The 25,135-nt window shown below is 69.4% G+C and carries 25 protein-coding genes and 2 riboswitches; of the genes, 17 read left to right on the plus strand and 8 right to left on the minus strand.

Features of this window, described 5'->3' with window-relative positions; translation table 11 throughout:
• The first annotated feature begins 33 nt into the window (after positions 1-33).
• The 4 genes from DCN14_RS23140 (at position 34) to DCN14_RS23155 (ending at position 2,827) form a co-directional block, all read left to right on the plus strand.
• Positions 34-873, plus strand: a complete 840-nt coding sequence (locus DCN14_RS23140; protein WP_096505464.1) for a formyltransferase family protein — start codon at positions 34-36, stop codon at positions 871-873.
• Positions 873-1,895 carry a GNAT family N-acetyltransferase gene (locus DCN14_RS23145; RefSeq protein ID WP_096505352.1) on the plus strand — a complete coding sequence of 341 codons (1,023 nt, stop codon included), beginning with the start codon at positions 873-875 and terminating at the stop codon, positions 1,893-1,895. Before DCN14_RS23140 ends, DCN14_RS23145 begins: the two co-directional genes overlap by 1 nt.
• Positions 1,896-2,147: 252 nt before the next feature.
• Positions 2,148-2,414: a type II toxin-antitoxin system VapB family antitoxin gene (gene vapB, locus DCN14_RS23150; protein ID WP_096505350.1), complete on the plus strand. Its 267-nt coding sequence runs from the start codon at positions 2,148-2,150 to the stop codon at positions 2,412-2,414.
• Positions 2,411-2,827: a type II toxin-antitoxin system VapC family toxin gene (locus tag DCN14_RS23155; RefSeq protein WP_096505348.1), complete on the plus strand. Its 417-nt coding sequence runs from the start codon at positions 2,411-2,413 to the stop codon at positions 2,825-2,827. Before vapB ends, DCN14_RS23155 begins: the two co-directional genes overlap by 4 nt.
• Positions 2,828-2,871: 44 nt before the next feature.
• On the opposite strand, the gene DCN14_RS23160 is transcribed toward DCN14_RS23155, so the two are convergent.
• Together DCN14_RS23160 and DCN14_RS23165 are read right to left on the minus strand one after the other, a co-directional pair.
• Positions 2,872-3,777 carry a nucleotidyl transferase AbiEii/AbiGii toxin family protein gene (locus tag DCN14_RS23160; protein WP_096505346.1) on the minus strand — a complete coding sequence of 302 codons (906 nt, stop codon included), beginning with the start codon at positions 3,775-3,777 and terminating at the stop codon, positions 2,872-2,874.
• Positions 3,746-4,816, minus strand: coding sequence for a type IV toxin-antitoxin system AbiEi family antitoxin (locus DCN14_RS23165; RefSeq protein ID WP_096505344.1), 1,071 nt, complete (start codon positions 4,814-4,816; stop codon positions 3,746-3,748). Before DCN14_RS23165 ends, DCN14_RS23160 begins: the two co-directional genes overlap by 32 nt.
• A 359-nt stretch (positions 4,817-5,175) precedes the next feature.
• Between DCN14_RS23165 and DCN14_RS23170 the strand changes: the two genes are divergently transcribed.
• From DCN14_RS23170 to DCN14_RS23180, 3 genes are all read left to right on the plus strand, one after another.
• The gene (locus DCN14_RS23170; RefSeq protein WP_096505342.1) at positions 5,176-6,339 is read left to right on the plus strand and encodes a M20 aminoacylase family protein; all 1,164 of its coding nucleotides are present in this window, start codon (positions 5,176-5,178) and stop codon (positions 6,337-6,339) included.
• 111 nt (positions 6,340-6,450) lie between these two features.
• Entirely contained in the window at positions 6,451-6,696 is a 246-nt protein-coding gene (locus DCN14_RS23175; protein ID WP_096505340.1) for a type II toxin-antitoxin system ParD family antitoxin, read from the plus strand.
• Entirely contained in the window at positions 6,686-6,985 is a 300-nt protein-coding gene (locus DCN14_RS23180) for a type II toxin-antitoxin system RelE/ParE family toxin (RefSeq protein WP_096505338.1), read from the plus strand. The genes DCN14_RS23175 and DCN14_RS23180 overlap by 11 nt, the downstream gene beginning before the upstream one ends.
• 34 nt (positions 6,986-7,019) lie before the next feature.
• Here the strand turns inward: DCN14_RS23180 and DCN14_RS23185 are convergent, their stop codons facing one another.
• From DCN14_RS23185 to cobA, 4 genes are read right to left on the minus strand one after another with little or no spacing between them, the layout of a single operon-like run.
• Positions 7,020-8,324 carry a cobyrinate a,c-diamide synthase gene (locus tag DCN14_RS23185; RefSeq protein ID WP_096505336.1) on the minus strand — a complete coding sequence of 435 codons (1,305 nt, stop codon included), beginning with the start codon at positions 8,322-8,324 and terminating at the stop codon, positions 7,020-7,022.
• A gap of 3 nt (positions 8,325-8,327) precedes the next feature.
• Entirely contained in the window at positions 8,328-8,930 is a 603-nt protein-coding gene (gene cobO, locus DCN14_RS23190) for a cob(I)yrinic acid a,c-diamide adenosyltransferase (RefSeq protein ID WP_096505334.1), read from the minus strand.
• Positions 8,931-8,964: 34 nt separating this feature from the next.
• Positions 8,965-9,342 carry a cobalamin biosynthesis protein gene (locus tag DCN14_RS23195; RefSeq protein WP_096505332.1) on the minus strand — a complete coding sequence of 126 codons (378 nt, stop codon included), beginning with the start codon at positions 9,340-9,342 and terminating at the stop codon, positions 8,965-8,967.
• Positions 9,339-10,151, minus strand: a complete 813-nt coding sequence (cobA, locus tag DCN14_RS23200) for a uroporphyrinogen-III C-methyltransferase (protein ID WP_172441907.1) — start codon at positions 10,149-10,151, stop codon at positions 9,339-9,341. The genes DCN14_RS23195 and cobA overlap by 4 nt, the downstream gene beginning before the upstream one ends.
• A 109-nt stretch (positions 10,152-10,260) precedes the next feature.
• Positions 10,261-10,497, minus strand: a riboswitch (cobalamin riboswitch).
• Positions 10,498-10,623: 126 nt separating this feature from the next.
• Positions 10,624-10,890: riboswitch (cobalamin riboswitch) on the plus strand.
• A gap of 329 nt (positions 10,891-11,219) precedes the next feature.
• Between cobA and cobW the strand changes: the two genes are divergently transcribed.
• The 6 genes from cobW (at position 11,220) to DCN14_RS23230 (ending at position 19,278) form a co-directional block, all read left to right on the plus strand.
• Complete coding sequence (gene cobW, locus DCN14_RS23205) at positions 11,220-12,308, plus strand: cobalamin biosynthesis protein CobW (RefSeq protein ID WP_096505330.1); 1,089 nt, start codon at positions 11,220-11,222, stop codon at positions 12,306-12,308.
• A 6-nt stretch (positions 12,309-12,314) separates the two neighbouring features.
• Positions 12,315-16,178, plus strand: a complete 3,864-nt coding sequence (cobN, locus tag DCN14_RS23210; RefSeq protein WP_096505328.1) for a cobaltochelatase subunit CobN — start codon at positions 12,315-12,317, stop codon at positions 16,176-16,178.
• Entirely contained in the window at positions 16,175-17,260 is a 1,086-nt protein-coding gene (locus DCN14_RS23215) for an ATP-binding protein (protein ID WP_096505326.1), read from the plus strand. The genes cobN and DCN14_RS23215 overlap by 4 nt, the downstream gene beginning before the upstream one ends.
• 68 nt (positions 17,261-17,328) lie before the next feature.
• The gene (locus tag DCN14_RS23220; RefSeq protein ID WP_096505324.1) at positions 17,329-17,943 is read left to right on the plus strand and encodes a VWA domain-containing protein; all 615 of its coding nucleotides are present in this window, start codon (positions 17,329-17,331) and stop codon (positions 17,941-17,943) included.
• Between the two features lie 67 nt (positions 17,944-18,010).
• Positions 18,011-18,463 carry a YaiI/YqxD family protein gene (locus DCN14_RS23225; RefSeq protein ID WP_096505322.1) on the plus strand — a complete coding sequence of 151 codons (453 nt, stop codon included), beginning with the start codon at positions 18,011-18,013 and terminating at the stop codon, positions 18,461-18,463.
• Positions 18,464-18,705: 242 nt separating this feature from the next.
• Positions 18,706-19,278 carry a DUF1993 domain-containing protein gene (locus DCN14_RS23230; protein ID WP_096505320.1) on the plus strand — a complete coding sequence of 191 codons (573 nt, stop codon included), beginning with the start codon at positions 18,706-18,708 and terminating at the stop codon, positions 19,276-19,278.
• Positions 19,279-19,360: 82 nt separating this feature from the next.
• Here the strand turns inward: DCN14_RS23230 and DCN14_RS23235 are convergent, their stop codons facing one another.
• Both DCN14_RS23235 and DCN14_RS23240 read right to left on the minus strand, forming a co-directional pair.
• The gene (locus DCN14_RS23235; protein WP_096505460.1) at positions 19,361-19,789 is read right to left on the minus strand and encodes an NUDIX domain-containing protein; all 429 of its coding nucleotides are present in this window, start codon (positions 19,787-19,789) and stop codon (positions 19,361-19,363) included.
• Positions 19,790-19,928: 139 nt separating this feature from the next.
• Positions 19,929-20,171, minus strand: a complete 243-nt coding sequence (locus DCN14_RS23240) for a hypothetical protein (protein ID WP_096505318.1) — start codon at positions 20,169-20,171, stop codon at positions 19,929-19,931.
• A 279-nt stretch (positions 20,172-20,450) separates the two neighbouring features.
• Here DCN14_RS23240 and DCN14_RS23245 point away from each other — a divergent pair, with 279 nt between their 5' ends.
• The 4 genes from DCN14_RS23245 (at position 20,451) to DCN14_RS23260 (ending at position 25,119) form a co-directional block, all read left to right on the plus strand.
• The gene (locus tag DCN14_RS23245; protein WP_096505316.1) at positions 20,451-21,620 is read left to right on the plus strand and encodes a CoA transferase; all 1,170 of its coding nucleotides are present in this window, start codon (positions 20,451-20,453) and stop codon (positions 21,618-21,620) included.
• A 111-nt stretch (positions 21,621-21,731) separates the two neighbouring features.
• Positions 21,732-23,033 carry a citrate:proton symporter gene (locus tag DCN14_RS23250; protein WP_096505314.1) on the plus strand — a complete coding sequence of 434 codons (1,302 nt, stop codon included), beginning with the start codon at positions 21,732-21,734 and terminating at the stop codon, positions 23,031-23,033.
• 115 nt (positions 23,034-23,148) lie between these two features.
• On the plus strand, positions 23,149-24,315 hold the full coding sequence (locus DCN14_RS23255) for an acyl-CoA dehydrogenase family protein (protein ID WP_096505312.1): 1,167 nt from the start codon (positions 23,149-23,151) through the stop codon (positions 24,313-24,315).
• 60 nt (positions 24,316-24,375) lie between these two features.
• Positions 24,376-25,119: an IclR family transcriptional regulator gene (locus DCN14_RS23260; protein ID WP_096505310.1), complete on the plus strand. Its 744-nt coding sequence runs from the start codon at positions 24,376-24,378 to the stop codon at positions 25,117-25,119.
• Positions 25,120-25,135: the final 16 nt, after the last annotated feature.

Genomic DNA, 25,135 nt, shown 5'->3' on the forward strand with positions numbered 1-25,135 from the left:
GGCGCCGTCGTCCGCTTTTTCCACGACGCCTCCATGCCGAAGAAAAATCTCGTCTACATCCAGTCGCTGCGCAACGGCGCGGCCGATCGCGCCGGCCAGCCGGTCGCTTACCAGGGCGGCACGCGCTACATGAAGGCGCCGCTCGAATTCCTCGTCGAACGCCTGAACGATTCGCCGCTCGGCGAGCGCTATACGCTCCAGGGCGTGATCGTCGACGACGACGCAGGCTCGCCGGCCGACCGCGCAAAGGTCGCCGACTACGGGTTCGCGCGCACGCCCGGCCACCCGTGGATCCTGCCGGAAGGGCTGACGGTGCAGGGCCGGCCCGTCGACGAACTGTTCTGCACGATCGCATCGACGTATCGCCGGCTGCCGCGCGATGCGCGCGAGCGCGTGACGGGCAAGCAGGCGTTCGAGCGCCGGCTGCTCGAACGCCTGCTCGAACTCGACGCCGACGTGGTCGTGCTCGACGGGCTGCTCGTGATCCTCGACGAGCTCGTGCGGCCCGGCGCGCGTTTTCACCGGCGCATCGCGAACATTCACCCCGGCATCACGGCCGACGATTCGCCGTACCAGCGGCGCGGCGCATGGGCGACGCTCGATGCGCTGCACGGCGCGCGCGGCGAACGGGTCGACTGGGCGAGCGGCGCGCGCGCGCCCATCGAACCGGTGACGATGACGGGTGCATCGTTCCACTACGTCGACAACGGCATCGATTCCGGCGAAGTGATCTGCGACGTGCTCGACACACCGATCGCACCGGACGACACGATTCTCGAACTGCGCTGGAACAACTTCCAGCGCAGCCTGTTTCCGGCGCTCGAGCGGGGGCTGCACATCCTCGCCGACCGCCACGACGCGGGAGCACTGTAATGGAAGACACGCTGACGAAACCGGCCGGCGCGGCAGAGGCCGTGGAAGGCGAGGTGGCCGCAGCGCTCGACGGCGCGGCGCATGCGCAGACGCAGACGACGTCTGCCGTCGAGCGCGCGCTCGATGCATGGCGGCCCGACGATCCGCCGGCCATGCTGCTTGCGGAATTCGTCGCGCTGTTCAACACGGACACGCGGCACGATACGGCGACGGTGTCCGTGCCGCTCGGGAATGCCGATCCGTCGGCCGTCGCATCGTACGTCGACCGCGCGGTGCGCGAGGGCGTGATCGACGGCGCGCAGATCGAAGGCGGCCGGTTGCGCCTGAATGCATCGCGCGCAACGTTCTGGCAGAACCCGCAACCGTGGCTGACGGCGCCCGCATCGAGCGGGATGCCGCTGCGCTACGCGATCACGAACGGCCATCGCCATCCGGTGCGGCCGCCGTCGCCGGCCGGCGAGATCTATGCGCGCTACATGCCGCAGGTCGGGATGACGTTCAGCCTGCGCACCGTCGACGTCGACACGCATGCGCAGCTTTTCAGCGACTGGATGAACCTCGATCGCGTCGCGCACTTCTGGGATCAGCGCGGCACGCGCGACGAGCACGCCGCGTATCTGACGGAGCGGCTCGCCGATCCGCACATGCATCCGATGATCGGCTATTTCGACGACACGCCGTTCGGCTATTTCGAGTTCTACTGGGCGAAGGAAGATCGTCTCGCGCCGTTCTACGATGCGCACGACTACGATCGCGGACTGCACCTGCTGATCGGCGACTCGCGGTTCCAGAGCGCGGGCAAGCTGCATGCATGGTGGAGCGGGGTGCTGCATTACATGTTCGTCGACGAACCGCGCACGCAGCGGCTCGTGGGCGAGCCGCGGATCGATCACGTGCGGCATATCGCATACATGCACCGGCTCGGGTTCTACACGCTGAAGGAGTTCGATTTTCCGCACAAGCGCGCGGCGCTGACCGTGATGGAGCGCGAAACGTTCTTCGACACTTTCCGGTTGCCGTGACTGGGCGGGGGCGCGAGGCGACAGGGTGACGTGTCGCGCGGTCTGGCGGGGTGGGGCATCGGCCGTTCGGGATATGGATCAGCCGGGCTGCATGAGGAAGAATGGATTTCCCTCTCATCCACGACAGGTCGTGACGATATGGCCAGCACACTCGCCACAGCGTGGGACACGCTTCCCGGTCCGCGCCCCCCAACGTTGACATATGCCGGCATATGCCTAGAATGGACGCATCGAACGCCAGTGGAGTGGCTCATGCGCACCGTTTCCATTTTCAAGAACGCCCGTAACCAGGCAATCCGCATCCCGAAGGACATGGAATTCGAGGGTGTGACCGAGCTCGAGATCCGCCGCGAGGGCGATACGCTGCTGCTGCGTCCGGTACGACCGACGTGGCTGTCATTCGCGAGCGAACCGCTGGCTGATTCCGATTTCCTCGTCGAGCGCCCGGCCGTCGTCGAAACCGGCCGTTTCGACCTGTCCGGCACCGATGACGATGCATCGACGGAGGCGAGCCAGTGACGACGCTCTATATGCTCGATACGAACATCTGCTCGTTCATCATGCGCGAGCGGCCGCCCGTGGTGTTGTCCCGGCTGCAGTCGTGCGTCAATGCGCAGCACCGGATCGTTGTGTCGGCGATCACCTATGCCGAAATGCGATTCGGCGCTGTGGGCAAGAAGGCGTCGCCAAAGCATGCGGCACTCGTGGCGGCCTTCGTCGCACGGCTGGACGGCGTGCTGTCGTGGGATACGGCCGCGGTCGATGCAACGACCGCGATTCGAGCCGATCTCGCGGCCCGCGGCACGCCGATCGGCGCAAACGATGCGTCGATCGCCGGCCATGCCATTGCCGCCGGCGCGGTGCTCGTGACGAATAACAGTCGTGAATTCAGTCGCGTCGCGGGGTTGTCCGTCGAAGACTGGGCAGCTTGAGCCGAACGGGCGGCAGCGTCGTCATCTTGCCGGGTTGCGTCCCGTCACACGTGGCCGGTGGCCGGGCCGGCAAGAAAAGCGCCACGGAACGCGTCGAGATACCGGTCCGCGTCGTCGTCGAATTCACCCGGCAACAGCGCGAACGCACGTGCCAGCAGGTCCTGCCCGAGCATCGCGTAAATCGCGTCGTCGGATAACAGCGCGTGAATGGCGTCGTGCGTGTGCGGCAACGCAATCCGTTTCGCATCGCGCGCCAGCAACGCCGCCGCCGCCAGCTCCGGCTGGAAACCGTGCCGTTCCACCAGATCGGGCGCGACGTCCCAGATCCGTTCGCGATTGCCCGCGTCGTGAAAATGCGTGAGCAGGAACAGCAGATCGTACGCGTCGCTGTTCTGGCGCGCGCGCCGGTCCTTCCAGGCAAGCAGTTTCAACAGCACGAGCGCCGGCAGGCTGGCCACCGGCACCACGACGCCCGCGCCGACCGACACGGGCAGCGCCGTCTCGACCGCCTCCTGGAAACCCAGCACGTTCAGCACGAATTCGCCGCCGGGCGGCCACGCGATTTCTCCGGGCGGCGTTTCGAGCGGCCCGAACGGCACGAGATCGAGCTCCGTGCGAAACCCCGGCATGCCGCTGTCGAACAGCAGCTTTTGCTGATGCTTCGGCGCGTGCGCGAATTGCCCGGTCGCGACGAGCGCATCGACGAGCTGCGCGTGAAACGGCCAGCTCACCGCGCACACCGCGACGTCGACGTCCCGCGTCGCGCGTACCGGCCGGATGCCGTGGACGTGCCACATCAGGATGTCGCGCGCGGTTGCGCCGGCGACGACGAATGCCGTGTCGAGCCGCGTGCAGGCCGCGCCGACCGCCCGCAGCAGCGCGAACGCCGCCGGCTCGAGCGGCCGGCGCGGGTCGACTTCAAGCGGGCGGGTGGGCGAGGTATCGGTCATGGATCTGCTCGGCGGCGGCAAGATTGCGGCTGTCTCCGGACGAGACGAGATCCGCGTAGATCAGGAGCGGCGGCACGAGCGGCACATCCTGCTCGCGCCAGTCGAGTGCCGGCGACGGCGGCCAGAACGCTTCGAGCACCTCGACGTCGCCGCGCTCGTCCGGCCGCAGGCGCGCGTCGAGCAGCAGGCGGTTCGACACGGTGCCGTGCGTATAGACGGTGATCGCGGCCGGTTTCAGGTCGTGGGTCAGCAGGTCGGCTGCCGGTTCGCCGCCGAGCCGCGCATCGCACGCCGCGAAATCGAAGTCGCGCCACCAGTCGGGCGCAAGCGCGGCAAACCGCCGGGCCGGCAGTTTCGCGCGCAGCCGGCTCGGGTACAGCGCGACCCATTCCTGCACGAAGCGCGGCCAGTCGGGAATCAGGCGCGCGCCGTTGCGCCGCTGCGCGACGAGGCCGCGCGCAATCAGATCGTCCATCGCCAGATTGACCGTGCCGAGCGCGACGCTCGACCCGGCGGCGATCGCGCGATACGGCTGCGCGACGAGGCCCGGCTGCGTCGCGAGCGCGAACATCACGGCGAGCCCCTTGGGCGTCGTCGCGCGCGAGGCCTGGCGGCGCGGCGTGCGGGCAGGTTTCGGCCGGCCGGCGATCATCACGGTGGCCTCCGGCTGGATCAGGCTCGCATTGCCGGCCGTATCGAGAAACGGGATGTCGTGCTCGGTCAGGCGGGCGGCCAGCTCGGCCGAAAAGTACGGCGCGACCAGCATCAGCGGCCGCTCGCCCGGCGCCGGCGTGCCGCCGCGGCGACGCAGCGCCGCGAGCGCGCCCTGCAGCGATTCGACGCCGATGCTCACGGCCGCCGGCATCTCGAAAGTCTGCCCCGCGATGTCGAAACGGATCATTGCGTCGGCGCGCGCCTGGCAGGCCGCCGGCACGCGCACGGGCCGAGCATGGAAGTGTCGGGTCGCGCGCGCGAACGCGGCACAGGCCTCGTCGAGCACGTGCTGTTCCGATATCGGGAGGGGGGCGTTCGCGGGCATCACGGAGGATCGCTTGTTCACTGTTTTGTCAGCGTACACAAAAAATGTACATCCGTCAAAAAATGAACAAACGTTCTCAACCCTTTGATGTAAAGGAATTATTCCAGGGTAATGAGCGACAACCACCGATAACCTCCGCATGAAAAATCGATCCCGAACACACAGTGTCGGGTGGGCCGATCGCATGCGGTAGTCGTCCGGATGGGCGGCGCTTCCGGAAGCCGCGCGCTTCGTCCCGCGCCCGCATGATAAAGAGGCAACCAGCAGTTGCTGCCACGACGACTTTCTGTCTGTCCGGTTGCTGCTCAACGCACTATCCTTGCCTGCACATTCCCCACTGAACAACAGGAGACGACACCGTGACGCACAGCGTGATCCCCGCAGGCCTCGCCGACGAAATGATCGAGATCCGGCACCGCATCCATGCCCACCCCGAGCTGGGTTTCGAGGAGTTCGCGACGAGCGACCTCGTGGCCGAGCAGTTGCAGGGGTGGGGCTACACGGTGCATCGCGGGCTCGGCGGCACGGGCGTCGTCGCGCAGTTGAAAGTCGGCGACGGCGCGCAGCGCCTCGGCCTGCGCGCCGACATGGATGCGCTGCCGATCCACGAATCGACCGGCCTGCCGTACCAGAGCACGATCGCCGGCAAGATGCACGCGTGCGGCCACGACGGCCACACGGCGATGCTGCTCGCGGCCGCGAAGCACCTGGCGCGCGAGCGCCGTTTCTCCGGCACGCTGAACCTGATTTTCCAGCCGGCCGAAGAAGGGCTCGGCGGCGCGAAGCAAATGCTCGACGACGGGCTGTTCGAGCTGTTCCCGTGCGATGCGATCTTCGCGATGCACAACATGCCGGGTTTCCCGACGGGCAAGCTGGGCTTCCTGCCGGGGCCGTTCATGGCGTCGTCGGATACCGTGATCGTCGACGTGCAGGGGCGCGGCGGCCACGGCGCGGTGCCGCACAAGGCGATCGATCCGGTCGTCGTGTGCGCGCAGATCGTCGTCGCGCTGCAGACGATCGTGTCGCGCAACGTGTCGCCGCTCGACATGGCGATCGTCACGGTCGGCGCGATCCACGCGGGCGAAGCGCCGAACGTGATTCCCGATCGCGCGCAGATGCGCCTGTCCGTGCGCGCGCTGAAGTCGGAGGTGCGCGACCTGCTCGAAACGCGCATCAAGGAAGTCGTTCACGCGCAGGCGGCCGTGTTCGGCGCAACCGCGACGATCGACTACCAGCGGCGCTACCCGGTACTCGTCAACGATGCGGAGATGACCGCGTTCGCACGCGGTGTCGCGCGCGAGTGGGTCGGCGAAGCGAACCTGATCGACGGGATGGTGCCGCTCACCGGCAGCGAGGATTTCGCGTTCCTGCTCGAGCAGCGGCCGGGCTGCTACCTGATCATCGGCAACGGCGACGGGGAGGGCGGCTGCATGGTGCACAACCCCGGCTACGACTTCAACGACGCGGCATTGCCGACCGGTGCGTCGTACTGGGTCAGGCTGGCCGAGACGTTTCTGGTGTGACGGATGGCGCGTGAGATCCGGGGCTGTGTATGCGTGCGCTGGTCCCGACTGCCCGAGACCATATGTACCAAACTTTGGTATATGACGATTGACTTGAGCAGGAGGTGACTCATGTCGCGGAACACATCCGTTTCCCTCGATGACCACTTCGCCGAATTCGTCGATTCCCAAGTGCAATCAGGGCGATATGGCTCTGCGAGCGATGTCGTCCGAGCCGGTTTCCGACTCCTCGAATCCCATGAAACGCAGGTACGTGCGTTGCAAGAAGCGTTGAAGGCGGGCGAGGCCTCAGGAGCGCCCAGGCCATTCGATAGCGAGGCGTTCCTGACGCGCATGCGGGGATCCCATGGCGGTTAAGGGTCGGCAGCTTCAACTGACCCCGCTGGCGGAACTCGATCTCGAAGACATCTGGCGCTATACCGCCGAGCATGGGTCGCTCGCGCAGGCGGACCATTACCACCGCGATCTGATCGCAACGATGGAAGCACTGGCGCACGGAGAAAAGGTCGGCCGGGCTTGCGCTGTTCGCGAGGGCTATTTCCGGTACGCGGTAAGTTCACACGTCGTTTTCTATCGCGAAACGGATGACACGCTCGATGTCATCCGGATTCCGCATCAGCGCCTGGATATCGAGCGGCATCTGTAATCGCCGTCCCGGTGCCATTGCGACATCGGCCAAGCTAGAACGCGTCCCCGCCGAACAACGCCGCCGCCGCATCCGGATTCGACGGCCAGTACATGTGCATGTACGTCGCGACGATCGCGCCCGCGCGATAAACGGCTTCGCCGCTGCCGGCCTCGCCATCGGGCCGGGCGGCGGTCGCCACCGGCGCCAGCGGCGTAGCCAGCCGCGAATAATGAAACGTATGACCGCGCATCGGCCCGGTGCGCGTATCGAGCTGCTGCATCCCGAGTGCCACGAACCGGCGCTGCATCGTCGCCTGGCCGGGCAGCAGTCCGAGCATCGGCGTCGTGACGCCGTCCACGTCGGTCAGCGACTCGCACAGATACACCATCCCGCCACATTCCGCGACGATCGGCCGGCCGGCCGCCGCGTGCGCGCGAATCGTCCGCGCGGTCACGGCATGCGCCGCCAGCGTCGCCGCGTGCAGCTCCGGATACCCGCCCGGCAGGAACAGCGCATCGCAATCGGCGGGCACGGGTTCGTCGGCAAGCGGCGCAAAGAACCGCAACTGCGCGCCAAGCGCGTCGAGCAACGCGAGATTGGCCGGATAGATGAACGAGAACGCCGCATCGCGCGCGATCGCGATCCGCTTGCCGGCGAGCGCGCGCGGCAGCGGGGCGGCAACGTCCGGTTCCGCGAACGCGACGGCAGCGGGCAACTCGGCGAGCGCGGTGTGCGCGAGCACGTCGGCCGCGCGATCGAGCCGGGCGTCGAGATCGTCGATATCGGCCGGCTGGTGCAGCCCGAGATGCCGTTCCGGCAGCGCGATGCCCGCGTCGGCCGGCACGTGCCCGAGCCAGCGCAGGTCGTCGGGCAGCGCCTGCCGCAGCAGTTCCGCGTGTCGCGGCGAGCCGACGCGGTTCGCGAGCACGCCGTGAAACGGCACGCCGGGCCGGAAGCGCGCGAGCCCGAACGCGATCGCCGCGAACGTCTGCGCCATCGCCTTCGCGGAAATCACCGCGACGACCGGCACGCCGAACGCGGTCGCGAGATCGGCGCTGCTCGGCGTGCCGTCGAACAGCCCCATCACGCCTTCGATCAGGAGCAGGTCGGCATCGCGCGCGGCCTCGGCGAGCAGCGCGCGGCAGCCGGCTTCGCCGACCATCCCGAGGTCCAGCGCATGCACGGGCGCGCCGCTCGCGCGTTCGAGCAGCATCGGATCGAGGAAATCGGGCCCGGTCTTGAACACGCGCACGCGCCGGCCGAGCCGCCGGTGCAGCCGCGCGAGGCCGGCCGTCACCGACGTCTTGCCCTGTCCGGACGCGGGCGCGCTGACGAACAGCGCGGGGCAGGCCGGCATCGGTCAGAACTCCACGCCGCGCTGCGCCTTCACGCCTTGCTCCTTGTACGGATGCTTGACGAGCCGCATTTCGGTGACGAGATCGGCCGCGTCGATCAGCGCATCGGGCGCATGCCGCCCGGTGACGACGACGTGCACCGAATCCGGCCGCGCGGCGAGCGTCGCGAGCACTTCGTCGAGCGGCAGGTATTCGTACTTCAGCACGGTGTTCAACTCGTCGAGGATCACCATCCGGTATTCGCCGCTTTCGATCATCCGGCGCGCCTCGTCCCAGCCCTTGCGGGCGGTCGCGATGTCGGCGTCGCGGTTTTGCGTGTTCCACGTATAGCCGTCGCCCATCGTCACGAAGTCGCACTCCGCGACCGCGCCGAGGAAATCGCGCTCGGACGTGTGCAGCGCGCCCTTGATGAATTGCACGACGCCGAGCCGCATGCCGTGGCCGAGCACGCGCACGGCCATGCCGAACGCGGCCGTGCTCTTGCCCTTGCCGTTGCCGGTGTTGACGATCAGCAGGCCCTTCTCGTGCGTGGCGGCGGCCTGCTTCTTTTCGTGGCCGGCGCGGCGGCGTTCGGTCATCCGTTGATGGGATTCGGCATCGGTCTTCATCGGGAGTCGTCCTGTCGAAAGCGAAACAAAGGGTTCAGAGCGGGCCGGCGAGCGCAACCGTCACGCCGCCCAGGATGGATTTGGGGCCGAGCAGCCGGCCACGCGGCGCCGCGAGCTGCGCACACGGTTCGGCCACGCCGGCGACGCCGAAACGCGCGAGCGCGGCAGCCGACGGCGCGCTCGGCGCCGGTTCGGGACAATGCGCGAGCTGCGCCGCGTCGAACGCGACGAGCGGCCAGCCGCGCCGCGCGCACAGCGTGCGCAGCGCACGCGTGTGCGCCTTGACGGCGAGCGTCGCGACGACGGCCGGCTCGGCGTCCGGGTAGCGCGCGAGCGCCGCGCGGATCGCGGCGTCGAGTTGCGCGGCCGTCACGCCCGCGCGGAAACCGACGCCGAGCGCGACGCGCATCATGCGCCGCTCCCGCCAAGCGCCACGCGCACCGCCGGGTCGTCGGCGAGCGCCGCGACCCGGCCGATCACGACGATCGCCGGCGAACCGATACCGGTCGCGCCGACGCGTTCGACCACCGTATCGAGCGTCGCGAGCACGTGCCGCTGCCCGTCACGCGTCGCGTTCTCGATCGCCGCGCACGGCGTGTCGCCGGCCAGCCCGCCGTCGCGCAGCGCGGCCGCGATCGCGTCGAGCCGGCGAATGCCCATGTAGATCACGATCGTCATGCGCGTGGCGGCCAGCGCGCGCCAGTCGGGTTCGTCGGCGCCCGCGCCGTGGCCCGTGACGAAGATCACGCCCTGCGCATCGCCGCGATGCGTGACCGGAATGCCGAGCGCGGCCGGCGCGGCGATGCCGGCCGTGATGCCGTTGACGACTTCGACCGGGAAACCGGCCGCGCCGAGCACGAGCAGTTCCTCGCCGCCGCGGCCGAACACGAACGGATCGCCGCCCTTGAGCCGCGCGACGCTGCGGCCCGCGCGCAGGTGCGCGAGCATCGCGGCGACGATCGCGTCCTGCGGCGTCGACGCATGGCCGCCGCGCTTGCCGACCTGCTCGATGCGCGCATCGGCGCGCGCGTGGCGCAGCACGTCGGGGTTCACGAGATCGTCGACGAGCAGCACGTCGGCCGCGGCGATCGCGCGCACGGCCTTCAGCGTCAGCAGATCGGCATCGCCCGGGCCGGCGCCGACGAGCCAGGCGCGGCTCATCGCGTGCGGCACGGCGCGCACCGTGTCGAAGCAGTGGAAAGGGGAAAGCGGGCGGCGCATCGGCTGCCGACGGACAGGCAAGACATGATTGATCGAGCGAAGCCCGCGCGAGCGCGGGCGGAATGCGCACCCCATCCGTCCCCCGCGGATCGGGCGTTCGGCGAGCATCGGGCTCGCCCCTTGCGTCGGCCGGTATCCGGGCTGGCCGCTTGCCAGGCCGCAGCCTTCCCGCCCGCTGAAGGGCAGTGGCATCGCGGGCGGCCTGGGCGCGTGCGCGGCAAGCGCGGCGCGCGGGCGGCGTACCGTTGCGGGGACAGCACAGGCCGGGCGGACATCCGCCTCCTGTTTCCCGTTTAACTGCATGCGCGCAAATGCGCGTGCGAGCACCGAACGCGGCGCATACGATAGCACAGCGACCGATCCGCGCGAACCCGCCGCGCGGGCGCCGGAGGCAGCCTTGCGCGCGGCGCCGCGGCCATGCCGAACGCCCGGCGGCGGCCCGTTTCGCCTTGACGCTCCCCGCACCGCCGCCTACACTCGCACGCGTTTTGGTGCTCGCGCGCGCTCCTCCGGCGTGCGCAGTTAAACGGGAAACAGGGAGCGTGACTGCACCGCAGTCGAGCCAACCTGTGCTGCCCCCGCAACGGTAAGCGAACGCGTCGCGCGCAAGCGCCACGCAGCGCCGCTTCGCCGCATGCCCGCCGCATGCGGACGACCGCCACTGGATGCCGCGCGCATCCGGGAAGGCGAAGCGGCGTGTTCGTCAGCCCGGATACCGGCCGAGACATTGGGGTTCAGCGCCGCGGGGAGGCGGCGCATCGTCCACGGCCGCAGCACGCCCGACGCCCGAGCGTTTCCCGCTTCCTCCGCCGATCGGCCCGCCGCGCATGCGCGCCCGGGCCGGCGCGGCGAGCGGCAGGCGGCGCGGGCAGGGCAGCGACGGCCGTGTTGGCATTCACCATGTCGACCGTTCGCAAGGAAGCGTCATGTCCGATTCGTCGTTCCGTCCGTTCAGCGGCCGTCCGTCCGGACTGCGCCGCACGATCCCCGCGATCCGCCAGATGACATGCCGCGCCGCATTCGGCGCGACGATCCCGGCTTGATTCCATTTTCGACACAGGATCTACCATGACTATGCGCAAGCTGCCCGTCACGATCGTCACGGGCTTTCTCGGCAGCGGCAAGACCACGCTGATGCGCCATATCCTGCAGCACGCCGAAGGCCGCCGCATCGCGGTGATCGTCAACGAGTTCGGCGAGCTCGGCATCGACGGCGAGATCCTCAAGGGCTGCGGCATCGGCTGCGAGGACGCAAACGGCGCGCCGGGCGAAGCGTCGGGCCAGTTGTACGAACTCGCGAACGGCTGCCTGTGCTGCACCGTGCAGGAAGAGTTCTATCCGGTGATGGAGGCGCTCGTCGAGCGCCGCGCCGACATCGACCACGTGCTGATCGAAACGTCGGGCCTCGCGTTGCCGAAGCCGCTCGTGCAGGCGTTCAACTGGCCGACGATCCGCAGCAGCTTCACGGTCGACGCGGTCGTGACCGTCGTCGACGGGCCGGCCGCCGCGAGCGGCCAGTTCGCGGAGAATCCGCAGGCCGTCGACGCGCAGCGCCGCGCCGATCCGAACCTCGACCACGAATCGCCGCTGCACGAACTGTTCGCCGATCAGCTGTCGTCGGCCGATCTCGTGATCGTGAACAAGGCCGATCTCGTCGGCGACGCGCAGTTCGCCGAAGTCGAAGCCGCGATCCGCGAAGAGATCCCGCCGCAGGTGAAGATCGTGCGCGCGACGCGCGGCGAACTGGATCTCGCGATGCTGCTCGGGCTCGAATCGGCGTCGGAGGACACGATCCATCTGCGTCACGACCATCACGGCTCGGCCGACGACGGCGATCACGACCACCATCACGACGATTTCGATTCGGTCGTCGTGTCGGGCGATGCAGGTTCGCGCGACGCGACGATCGCCGCGCTGCAGCGTGTCGTCGAGACGCATACGATCTACCGCGCGAAAGGCTTCGCCGCGCTGCCCGATGCGCCGATGCGGCTCGTGATCCAGGGCGTCGGCCGGCGTTTCGACAGCTATTTCGATCGTCGCTGGCAGGATGGCGAAACGCGCGCGAGCCGCTTCGTGCTGATCGGCGAGGATCTCGACGCGGCCGCGCTGCAACGCGCGTTCGACGCCGCGTGCGCGGCCCGGACGCAACAGGCGTAACGCACGATGCATTTGCTGCGCACCACGCCGGGCGGCTTCGTCGACGATACGCAAGGCGTCGTCCGGATCGACCAGCAGCCGGCCGACATCGTGATCCTGAGCTCGGCCGACACGACGCTGTCGCTGCTGGCAAGCGTCGTGCCGACGATGCCGGCGGGTTTTCCGAGCGTCCGGCTCGCGAACGTCACGTTCCTGCGGCAGCCGGCGTCGGTCGATTTCTATGTCGACGACGTGCTGCGTCACGCGAAGACGGTCGTGATCGACCATCTCGGCGGCGAAGCGTACTGGCCGTACGGGATCGAGCAGGCCGTGTCGCTCGCGTCGAAACGGAAGCAGCAGCTCGCGATGTTCTCGGGCGACCTGCAGGAAGACCCGAACCTCGTCGCGAAGAGCACGGTCACGCCGGATCTGTGCCGGCTGTGGTGGCGCTACCTGCGCGAAGGCGGGCTGCACAACGCCGCGGCGCTGCTGCGCAGCATTGCATTCCATACGCTCGGGTTTGGCGACGAGCCCGAACCGCCGCGGCCGCTGCCGGCCGCGGCGCTGTATCACCCGGCACGCGACACGGCGAGCGTCGACGACTGGCGGGCGCGCTGGACGCCCGGCGCGCCCGTCGTCGCGATCCTGTTCTATCGTGCTCACTGGCAGGCCGCGAACACCGCCGTGTTCGACGCGCTCGCCGATGCGCTCGTGCGCGAAAGGCTCAATCCGCTGCCGATCGCGGTCACGTCGCTGAAGGACGCGGTGAGCCGCGAGGTCATCACGCAGCTCTGCGACACGCACGACGTCGCGCTCGTATTGAACACCACCGCGTTCGCGGCGGGCGCGATCGACAGCCCCGAACCCGACGTGCTGGCCGGCGACGCGCCCGTGCTGCAGGTGATCCTGTCCGGCGGCAATCGCGACGCGTGGGTGGCCGACAACCAGGGGCTGCATGCGCGCGACATCGCGATGCACATCGCGCTGCCCGAAGTCGACGGGCGCATCGTCACGCGCGCGGTGAGCTTCAAGGGGCTCGCGTATCGTTGCCCGCACACCGAAGTCGACGTCGTGCGCTATCAGCCGGATGCCGAGCGGATCGCGTTCGTCGCGGCGCTCGCGCGCGGCTGGTGCCGGCTGCGCACGCTCGACAATGCCGACAAACGCATCGCGCTGATTCTCGCGAACTATCCGCACAGCGAAGGGCGGATCGGCAACGGCGTCGGGCTCGATACGCCGGCGTCCGCGCTGCGCGTGCTCGCGGCGTTGCGCGACGCGGGCTACGCGGTAGCCGAATTGCCGGCCGACGGCGACGCGCTGATCGCGCGGCTCACCGAAGGCGTGACCAACGACCCGGCCGTGCACGCACTGCGCCCGGCGTTCCAGAGCTTCGCGCTGGCCGACTACGTCGCGCATTTCGCGCGGCTGCCGGCCACGGTGCGCGACGCGCTGAACGAACGCTGGGGGCCGCCCGAAGCCGACCCGACGCTGCGGCAAGGGCGCTTCACGATCGCCGGCTGGCGCGCGGGCAACGTGTTCGTCGGCATCCAGCCGTCGCGCTCGCGCGACGAGAACGACTATGCGAGCTACCACGATGCGGACCTCGTGCCGCCGCACGCGTATCTCGCGTTCTATTTCTGGCTGCGCGATGCATTCGGCATCGACGCGGTCATCCACCTCGGCAAGCACGGCAATCTCGAATGGCTGCCGGGCAAGAGCGTCGCGCTGTCCGACGCATGCTGGCCCGACCTGACGCTCGGGCCGTTGCCGCACCTGTATCCGTTCATCGTCAACGATCCGGGCGAGGGCAGCCAGGCGAAGCGCCGCGCGCAGGCCGTGATCGTCGATCATCTGATGCCGCCGCTCACGCGCGCGGAAAACTACGGCCCGCTGCAGGATCTCGAACGGCAGGTCGACGAGTACTACGAAGCGTTGATGGTCGATGCGCGGCGCGCGAAGCTGCTGCGCAAGACCATCCTCGCGACGATCGCCGAGCATCGGCTGCACGACGAGCTGAGCGTATCGCCGCCGCGCGGCACGAGCGACGAGGATGCGCTGCTCACGCGTGTCGACGCTTGGCTGTGCGAATTGAAGGAAGCGCAGATCCGCGATGGGCTGCACGTGTTCGGCGCGTCGCCGGCCGGTCGCCAGCGGCGCGACACGCTGCTCGCGCTCGCGCGCTTTCCGGTCGGCGACGGCAAGGGCGAACGGGCCGGGCTGATCGGTGCGCTCGCGCGCGATCTCGCGCTCGGCGACGATTTCGATCCGCTCGCGGCCGACTGGACCGCACCGTGGAGCGGGCCGCGGCCGCCGGTCCTGCAGGCGCTCGATGCGTCGCCGTGGCGTCATGCCGGCGATACACGCGAGCGGCTCGAATGGCTCGCGCAGCGGTGGCTCGACGGGCTGAGCCCGGCCGCTTGCGGCGACGACGGCCATCCCGGTGCTTCCGGTGCTTCCGGTGCTTCCGGTGCTTCCGGTGCTTCCGGCATCGACATACCACCGCCCGGCGAATGGCCGCACACGCTCGCGGTGATCGACCGCGTGCGCGCGACGCTGATCCCCGCGCTCGACGCGTGCGGCGGCGAGGAAATGCGCCAGTTGCTGCGCGGGCTCGACGGCCGCTTCGTGCCGCCGGGGCCGAGCGGTTCGCCGTCGCGCGGCCGTCCCGACGTGCTGCCCACGGGCCGCAACTTCTACTCGGTCGACACGCGCGCGGTGCCGACGCAAGCCGCGTGGTCGCTCGGGCTGAAATCCGCGCAGCAGTTGATCGAGCGCCATCTGCAGGATCACGGCGACTATCCGCGCGCGATCGGGCTGTCGGCCTGGGGCACCGCGACGATGCGCACCGGCGGCGACGATATCGCGCAGGCGTTCGCGCTCATCGGCGTGCGGCCGAAATGGGCGCACGGCAGCCATCGCGTGACCGACTTCGAGATCCTGCCGATCGAGATCTTCGACCGGCCGCGCATCGACGTGACGCTGCGCGTGTCGGGCTTCTTCCGCGATGCGTTCCCGAACCTGATGCACCTGTTCGACGCGGCCGTGCAGGCGGTTGCCGCGCTCGACGAGCCCGAGGAACTGAACCCGATCCGCGCGCGCATCGAACGCGAACGCGAGCAGTGGATCGCGCAGGGCATGGCGCCCGACGAAGCGCGGCGCCGCGCCGGCTGGCGCGTGTTCGGCGCGCGGCCGGGCAGCTACGGCGCGGGCCTGCAGGACCTGATCGACCAGCGCCGCTGGCAGACCGACGCCGATCTCGCCGACGCGTACCGGCAGTGGGGCGGCCATGCCTACGCGCAAAACAGCGCGGGCGATGCCGCGCCCGACGTGTTCGGCGAGCGGCTCGCGACGATCGACGTCGTCGTGCAGAACCAGGACAGCCGCGAGCACGACATCCTCGATTCGAACGACTACTACCAGTTCCAGGGAGGGATGACGGCGGCCGTGCGGCACCTGTCCGGGCAGCAGCCGAGCATCTATCACGGCGACCATGCGAACCCGGTCGCGCCGAAGATGCGCACGCTGCGCGAGGAAATCGCGCGCGTGATCCGCTCGCGCGTCGTCAACCCGAAATGGCTCGACGGCGTGAAGCGTCACGGCTACAAGGGCGCGGCCGAAATGGCCGCGACTGTCGACTATCTGTACGGCTATGACGCGACCGCGCGCGTGCTGTCGGATCACCAGTACGCGCTCGTCGCCGACGCCTACCTGTTCGACGACGACACGCGCGCGTTCCTCGAACGGCACAACCCGAAGGCGCTGCACGGCATCTGCGAACGCTTCGTCGAAGCGATGCAGCGCGGGCTGTGGCAACAGCCGGGCGACTATCGCGAGCGGATCGAAGCGGTCTGGCTCGCGAGCGAACAACTGCAGGAAGGAGGACGGCGATGACCGATTCGACGACACACCGCGCCCGCGCGGTGTTCCCGTTCGCGGCGCTGGTTGCGCAGCAGCCGTTGCAGCAGGCGCTGCTGCTCGCGGCGATCGACCCGTCGCTCGGCGGCGTGCTCGTCAGCGGGCCGCGCGGCACCGCGAAATCGACCGCCGCACGCGCGCTCGCGGAGCTGCTGCCCGAAGGCGAGTTCGTCACGCTGCCGCTGTCGGCGAGCGACGAGCAGGTGACGGGCACGCTCGACCTCGCGCATGCGCTCGCCGAAAACGGCGTGCGCTTCCGGCCGGGGCTGCTGGCCCGCGCGCATCGCGGCGTGCTGTATGTCGACGAGGTGAACCTGCTCGCCGACGGGCTCGTCGATACGCTGCTCGACGTCGCCGCGAGCGGCGTGAACGTGGTCGAACGCGATGGCGTGTCGCATGCGCACGATGCGCGCTTCGTGCTGGTCGGCACGATGAATCCCGAGGAGGGCGAACTGCGCCCGCAACTGCTCGACCGCTTCGGGCTGATGGTCGAGCTCGAGAACTGCTTCGATGCCGCGCAGCGCGAACGGATCGTGAAGGCGCGGCTGGCGTTCGATCTCGATCCCGGTGCGTTTCGTGCGCGTCATGCGACTGCGCAGCATGAACTCGGCGACGGGATTCGTGCGGCGCGGGCGCGCCTGGCGACGCTGGATTTCGACGATGCGGTGCATGCGCGCGTCAGCGCGCTGTGCATCGACGCGGCCGTCGACGGGCTGCGCGCCGATCTCGTGATGCTGCGCGCCGCGCGGGCCCTTGCCGCGCTGGAGCAGGCCGATGCGGTGACGGTGTCGCACGTGGAACGCGTGGCCGACGCGGTGCTGCGGCACCGGCGCCATGCCGGTGCGCCGCCGTCGTCCGGCGCGTCACCGGCGAATGACGAGCGCCGCGATCAGCACGATCGATCGCCGCCGGACACGCGCCGGCAGCCTGGCGAACCGCCGGGCGCGGCGAAGCACGACGCCGCCGCATCGCAAGGCGACTGGGGCTATCTGCCGCCCGAGCCGGCCGGGCTGCGCGACGTGAAAAGCGTCGTGCCGCTGCCGCTAAAAAAACGCTGAGCCATCGAGCCGACGCCGCCGCGAACGCCATTCGCGGTCCTCGATGGCATTCAGGCGCGGCCGCGCGCGTGCCGGGCACCGCGCGCTCGGGCACGGCCGTTGCGTGGCCCGCGACGCTCGCCGCGAAGCGCGGCGGCCCGCTGCATGCGACGCATCTGCGCTTTCGCCAACAGGCCGGCGCGCCGCGTGCGCTGCATTGCTTCGTGCTCGACTGTTCGGCGTCGATGCTGTCGCACGACCGGCTCGCGCTCGCGAAAGGGTTGATCGTCGCGTATTTCGACCAGGCCGCGCGTGAGCGCATGGAAACCGCGCTGATCTGCTTCGGCGGCAACGGTGCCGCGCGACGCTTCGGCCCGGCGGTGCCGCGCTGGTGGAATGCGCGCTGGCTCGAACCGGTCGACGGCGGCGGCGGCACGCCGCTCGCGGACGGCATCGCCGCCGCCGCGCAACTGCTCGCGCGCGACGCGCGGCGCGCGCCGGCGCCGGACAAGCAGCGCTGGCTGTGGGTGCTGTCCGACGGGCGCACGCGCGAAACGCCGCCGAAACCGGCAGCCGCCGATCACGTCGTGTTCGTCGACTTCGACGATGCGGCCGTGCGGATCGGGCAGGGCGAACGGCTCGCCGGCGCATGGGGCGCGCACTGGGTGACGGCCGAATCGCTTTGCCGCGGATTGACCGGTTGATCGACGGCGCAGGCCGATGGCCGGCGCTGCGCTATGATCGCCGTTTCTGCTGACCGGAATGCCTGCCATGCAAGTACTCGTCGATGCCGACGCGTGTCCCGCCGTCGTCAAGGACATGCTGTTTCGCGCCGCGCGTCGTGCCGAGATCTGCGTGACGCTGGTCGCGAACCAGTTTCTGCGCACGCCGCCGTCGCCGTTCATCAAGGCGCTGCAGGTGCCGGCCGGCTTCGACGTGGCCGATGCGCGGATCGTCGAACTCGCGGAGGCGGGCGACCTCGTGATCACCGCCGACATCCCGCTGGCCGCCGCCGTCCTCGACAAGAACGCGCATGCGCTCGACCCGCGCGGCAACTGGTTCAGCCGCGAGAACATCGAGGAACGCCTGTCGACGCGCGCGATGATGGATCAGCTGCGCAGCGCGGGGATCGATACCGGCGGCCCGGCGCCGTTCAGCGCACGCGACGGCAAGGCGTTCGCGTCGCAGCTCGACCGCTTTCTTGCGCGCCACGGCAAGCCGTAACCCGCACGCCGCGCGCGGCACGCCGGAGGTGCGTCGGCGAGGCCCGCCGACCCATGCGCGAGCGCCGCGTCGAGCTTCGGCAGATGCGCATCGTCCGACCGCGGGCAGAGGTGCCGTACGCACGGCTTGCGCGGGAAGCGCGATACGCCACCGGTTTCGCGCCGGCGCCTTGACGGCGGCAGGGTGCGGTTTTTCGCCGACGCTGATATCGTGTGACGCGAACCATTACCCGGAGTGCAAGGATGTCCCCGACCCAACTGCTCGTTCCGACATTGACCCAGATGCTGCGCGCGCAAGCCGCGTGGCTCGACAAGGCGGCCGCGCACCGGCAGGCCGCCGGCGACATGCCCGATGCGATGCTGACGCTGAAGCTCGCGCCCGACATGTATCCGCTCGCCGCGCAGGTGCGCTTCTCGTGTTTCCAGGCAATGGAACCCGTGTACCGGCTGCGCGGCGAGCCGCTGCCGGCCGCGCTGCTGGCGTTGCGGGAAGCCGGCTGGAACGCCGATGCGCAACCCGGCACGCTGAGCGACGCACAAGGCATCGTCGCGGGCACGATCGCGTTTCTCGGCGAACTCGCGCCCGACGCGCTCGACGGCGGCGCGGCGCTGCCGATCGCCCTCGAACTGCCGAACGGCATCGCGTTCGACATGACGGGCGAGCAGTACGCGCGCGACTGGGCGCTGCCGCAGTTCTACTTTCACACGATCGCGGCCTACGCGATCCTGCGCCATCACGGCGTCGATCTCGGCAAGGCCGATTATGTGCCGCACATGCTCGCGTACGTGCGGCCCGGCACGATTCCGCAAGGGTGAAGAACGGATGAGCGAGCGCGGCGGCCACCGCCGGCCGGCGCACGCATCCGCACACGAACCGGGATGACCCGCGCGGGCGCGTTCAGCGCGCGCGCAGCGACCCGTCGGCAAGCACCGAAAAACGATCGAGGTGCAACAGTTCGATGATCTTGCGCGTCGGCACGCTCGCGCGCAGCGTTTCGAGCCGTTCGACGTCGAACCACTTGCAGCGGGCGATTTCGTTGCTGGCGCGCGGCGTCAGGTGTCTGGGCACATCGGCCACGAATACGTGGTGGAGCTTCGTGAGTCCACCGAACTGCACCGCATAGTCGAGCGCGAGCCCCTCCAGCCGCGTTTCCTCCGCCAGCTCGCGCTGCGCGGCCTCCAGCGGCGTCTCGCCGCGCCGGATCGTGCCGCCCGGCAGCGACCAGCGCGCCGCGCTGCGGGCGACCAGCAGCACGCTGCTGCGTTGACGGCAGACGATCGTGGCGCGTTCCTTGATGATGGCGAGGGTATCGGGCCCGGTACTCATGTTCGGCAAAACAGGTGCTGAATCGTGGAGGAAATGCGCGTCGCCCGATACTCGGGCGCGACGGCATGCAGGCAGCCGCGCCGATCTTACCGGGCGTTCATGACAGTTCCGTGCGCTGTGCCGCGCACCGGCTTTCGCGTCACGCGTGCGTGTAGAGTCCCGAGCGCGCGGGCTTGCCGTGCCGCACGTGGCGCCGCTTGTGGACGGTGCGCCGGTGATGTGGCGGCGGCGCCACATGCCGGCGCGGGGGCGCCGGGCGGGCGGCGGGCGACGCAGCCCCGGGCTGTACCTGGCCTTCACCGAAATGGAATGTCTGGGTTTGCGCGCGGGCGACGCCCAACGTCGACGCCAGCACGAGGGCCGCGAGCAGCATGCGTTTCATGAATCTTCGCCTTTCTTCATCAGTTCAACCGTGTACTGCCCGCCAGCTTAGCGAACGGCGGCCCCGCGCCGCAACCCGCCTGCGTTCGGTGTCGTCCCCAGTTGCGCGCGGCCGCTTTATCGGCCCGTCGGCCGGGACATTTCCAGCTTGACAACAAAATTCCCGAGTGTGAATATAAATTCACACACAAGAATTATTGTTCCAGCCGAGGAAACCGTGCCGCCGTTGCCGGCGCGGCGGAACCGGCGGTCCGATCAACCGGAAGCAGGAGCGAGACGCATGGCGGAACACGAGCAGCAGGGCGCGCTGGCAGGGTTGCGCATCATCGATCTGTCGCGGGTGCTGGGCGGCCCGTACGCGACGCAGATCCTCGCCGACCACGGCGCGGAGGTGATCAAGGTCGAGCCGCCGTCGGGCGACGAGACGCGCACCTGGGGGCCGCCGTTCGACGGCGACACCGCGTCGTATTTCCTCGGCGTGAACCGCAACAAGCTCGGCATCGCGCTCGACCTGACGAAGCCCGACGACCGCGAGCGGCTGCTCGGGCTGCTCGGGCAGGCCGACGCGGTGGTCGAGAACTTCAAGATCGGCACGATGGAGCGCTGGGGCCTCGGCTTCGACGCGCTGCACGCGCGCTTTCCGCGTCTCGTCTACTGCCGCGTGTCGGGTTTCGGCGCGGACGGCCCGCTCGGCGGGCTGCCCGGCTACGACGCGGCCGTGCAGGCGCTGGCCGGGCTGATGAGCGTCAACGGCGAGGCGGGCGGTGCGCCGCTGCGCGTGGGCGTGCCGATCGTCGATCTCGTCACCGGGCTGAACGCGGCGCTCGGCGTGCTGATGGCGCTGCGCGAACGCGATGCGAGCGGACGCGGCCAGTTCGTCGAATCCACGTTGTTCGACTGCGCGCTGTCGATCCTGCATCCGCATACGCCGAACTTCTTCCATTCGGGGAAGGCGCCGGTGCGCACCGGCAACGCGCATCCGAACATCACGCCGTACGACAGCTTTCCGACCGCGGGCGTCGACATCTTTCTCGCGGTCGGCAACAACGGACAGTTCGCGGCGCTCTGCGACGTGCTCGGCACGCGCGACTGGCCCGACGATCCGCGTTTCGCCGACAACCGCGCGCGCAGCGCGAACCGCGCCGCCTTGCGCGCGCTGCTCGAAACGGCGCTGGCCGCACACGACGGCGCGGCGCTCGCCGACCAGTTGATGCGCCGCGGCGTGCCGTGCGCACCGGTGCTCGGGCTCGATGCGGCGCTCGACCATCCGCACGTCGCGCATCGGCGGATGAAAGTCGAACTCGGCCGGCATCGCGGCATCGCGTCGCCGATCAAGCTCGGCCGCACGCCGGCCACGTACCGGCGGCCGCCGCCCGCGCTGAACGAACACGCAGCGCAGGTCTTTACCGACGACGCGCGCAACGACGGCAACGGCGATCGCCGACGCTGACCGGCATCGCGACGGGCGGCCGCGCGACGACGCACGGCCGCACCCCGCACGCCCCTTCGGACACCCCGCCGCGCCGCGCACGACGCGCGCCGGCGCAAGAGGAGACACATCATGCTCGCATGGATCGGCGCGATTGCGATCGTCGCGCTGTTCGGCCTGATCATCACGAAACGGCTCGCGCCGCTCGTCGCGCTGATCGTCGTGCCGGTGACCGCATCGCTCGCGGCCGGGTTCGGGCTTCAGACCGGCAAGTTCATCGTGCACGGCGTGCAGAACATCGGCCCGATCGCCGGAATGTTCGTTTTTGCGATTCTATTTTTCGGAATCCTCACCGATGCGGGGATGCTCGATCCGATCATCGCGGGCGTGCTGCGCGTGATCGGCTGCCATCCGCCGCGCATCGTGATGGGCTCGGCGCTGCTCGCGCTGCTGATCCATCTCGACGGCTCGGGCGCCGTCACGTTTCTCGTCACGCTGCCCGCGATGATGCCGCTCTATACGCGGCTCGGGATGGACCGGCGGATTCTCGCGTGCGTCGCGTCGATGGCGGCCGGCGTCAACTTCCTGCCGTGGGTCGGGCCGATGCTGCGCGCGTCGGCGGCATTGCACATTCCCGGCTCGGCGATCTTCATGCCGATGATTCCGGTGCAGATCGTCGGGCTCCTGTTCGTGTTCGGCACCGCGTATGTGCTCGGCGTGCGCGAGGCGAAGCGGCTCGGGCTCGATCGCGCGGGCGCGGCGGCGCTTGCGATTGCGCCGCGCGAACTGACCGACGCCGAACGCGCGTTGCGCCGCCCCGGGCGTTTCTGGATCAACCTCGCGCTGACGCTCGTCGTGCTCGTCACGCTGGTGTCCGGCATCGTCGACCCAATGGTGATGTTCATGCTCGGCACGGTGGCCGCCCTCGTGATCAACTATCCGGACGTGCAGGCGCAGCGCGAGCGGATCGACGCGCATGCGAAGGCCGCGCTGATGATGGCGAGCGTGCTGCTCGCGGCCGGCGCGTTCACCGGGATCATGTCCGGCACCGGGATGCTCAAGGCGATGGCCGAGGTCGTCGTCGCGCACGTGCCCGTCGAGCATGCGCGCCACATGCCGTTCGTGCTCGGCCTGCTGTCGATGCCGCTCAGCCTGCTGTTCGATCCCGATTCGTTCTACTTCGGCGTGCTGCCGGTGCTCGCGGAAAGCGCGAAGCTGCTCGGCGTGCCGCCGATCCAGATGGCGCAGGCCGCGCTGCTCGGCCAGATGACGACCGGGTTTCCGGTCAGCCCGCTCACGCCCGCGACGTTCCTGATCGTCGGGCTGACCGGCGTCGAGCTCGCCGAGCACCAGAAATTCACGATTCCGTTCCTGTTCGCCGCCACCGTGCTGATGGTCTTCGCCGCGGTCGCGACGGGCGTGTTTCCGTTATGAGCGCCTGCGGGCCTGTCGCTTCGCGCCGGGCCATGAAGGCGCCCGTCAACCTTCGGGCGGCCCGGCGCGTCGTTGCACATGCCGCGGCCGTTCACGTTTTCCGGGAGAGCAATCCATGCAGTTCGACCTGACCGACGACCAGCGCGCGATCGAAAGCGCGATCGAGAAAATCTGCGAACGCTTCGGCGACGATTACTGGCTCGAGCGCGATCGCGCGGGCGGGTTTCCGTCCGATTTTCACGCGGCGCTCGCCGAGGCCGGCTGGCTCGGCATCGCGATGGACCCGGCGCACGGCGGCGCCGGGCTCGGGATGACCGAGGCCGCGCTGATGATGCGCACGATCAGCGCATCGGGCGCCGGCCTGTCGGGCGCGTCGGCCGTGCACATGAACATCTTCGGGCTGAACCCGGTGCAGGTGTTCGGCAACGACGCGCAGAAGGCGCGCTTCCTGCCGCCGCTGATCGCCGGGCGCGACAAGGCCTGCTTCGCGGTGACCGAACCCGACGCGGGCCTCGACACGACGCACCTGAGCACCCAGGCGCGCCGCGACGGCGACGATTACGTGCTGAGCGGGCGCAAGATCTGGATCTCGACCGCGCAGGTCGCGAACAAGATGCTGATCATCGCGCGCACGACGCCGCTCGACCAGGTCGCGAAGCCGACCGACGGGCTGAGCCTGTTCTATACCGACCTCGACCGTTCGCGCGTCGAGGTGCGCGAGATCGAGAAAATGGGCCGCAAGGCCGTCGACTCGAACATGCTGTTCATCGACAACCTGCGCGTGCCGCGCGACGACCTGATCGGCAACGAGGGCGACGGCTTCCGCTATCTGCTGCACGGGCTGAACCCCGAGCGGATCCTGATCGCCGCCGAGGCGATCGGCCTCGGGCAGGCGGCGCTGCGGCGCGCGACGCAGTATGCGTGCGAGCGCGTCGTGTTCGGCCGGCCGATCGGGCAGAACCAGTCGATCCAGCATCCGCTCGCGCAGGCGTGGATGCAGCTCGAGGCGGCGTGGCTGATGGTGATGAAGGCCGCGACGCGCTACGACGCGGGGCAGTCGTGCGGCGCGGAGGCGAACGCCGGGAAGTACCTCGGCGCGGAGGCCGCGTTCCAGGCATGCCAGACGGCGATCGCGACGCACGGCGGAATGGGCTATGCGAAGGAATACCATGTCGAGCGCTACCTGCGCGAGTGTATGATTCCGAGGCTCGCGCCCGTGAGTCCGCAACTGATTCTGTGCTACATCGCGGAGAAGGTGCTCGGGCTGCCGAAGTCGTACTGACCGTACCGACCCGGCGGCCTGCGCGGCGCGCGGCTTCCCGTTCCGAATCAAGCGCTCGCCATGGATGTCAAACTCGTTGCCCGCACGCTCGACCTGTTCGAGCTGTTCGCCGCCGAACGGCGGCCGCTGCCGCTCACCGAACTCGCGCGCCTGCTCAACGTGCCGGCGTCGAGTTGCCTGGCGATGGCGCGCACGCTCGTGAGCCGCGGCTATCTGTACGAAGTCCGCAAGCGCGGCGGCTACTATCCGACGCGGCGCCTGCAGACGATCGCCGCCGCGATCGACGCGACCGACCCCGTCGTCGATCTCGTGCATCCGCATCTCGTCGCACTGCGCGACGCGAGCCGCGAGACGGCCGTGCTCGGCAAGATCCAGGGCGCGTCGGTCACGTATCTCGACGTCGTCGAATCCGAGCAGGCGATCCGCTATACGCGCCAGCCCGGCGAGCTGCGCCCGCTGCATGCGAACTCGATCGGCAAGGCAATCTTCGCGGAACTCGCCGACGACGCGCAGCAGGCACTCGGCGCGCAGTTGTCGTTCGAACGCTTCACCGACGCGAGCGTCGCGGACCTGCCGGCGCTCGTCGCGCAAGCCGCGCGGTTTCGCGCACTCGGCTGGGCCGAGAATTTCGGCGAGAGCGCGCCCGAGCTGTCGGCGATCGCCGTCGCGGTGACGCTCGACGGCGACTGGTACGGGCTGTCCGTCGTCGGGCCGACCGAGCGGATCCGCCAGCATCGCGACGCGCATGCGGCGCTCCTGGTCGATGCGAAGGCGCGGCTGCTGGCCGAGCAGGGGCGCGGCTAGCGCCCCCGCGTGGCGC

This window comes from Burkholderia sp. IDO3 (genome assembly GCF_003366075.1).
In the GTDB taxonomy this organism is placed as follows: domain Bacteria; phylum Pseudomonadota; class Gammaproteobacteria; order Burkholderiales; family Burkholderiaceae; genus Burkholderia; species Burkholderia anthina.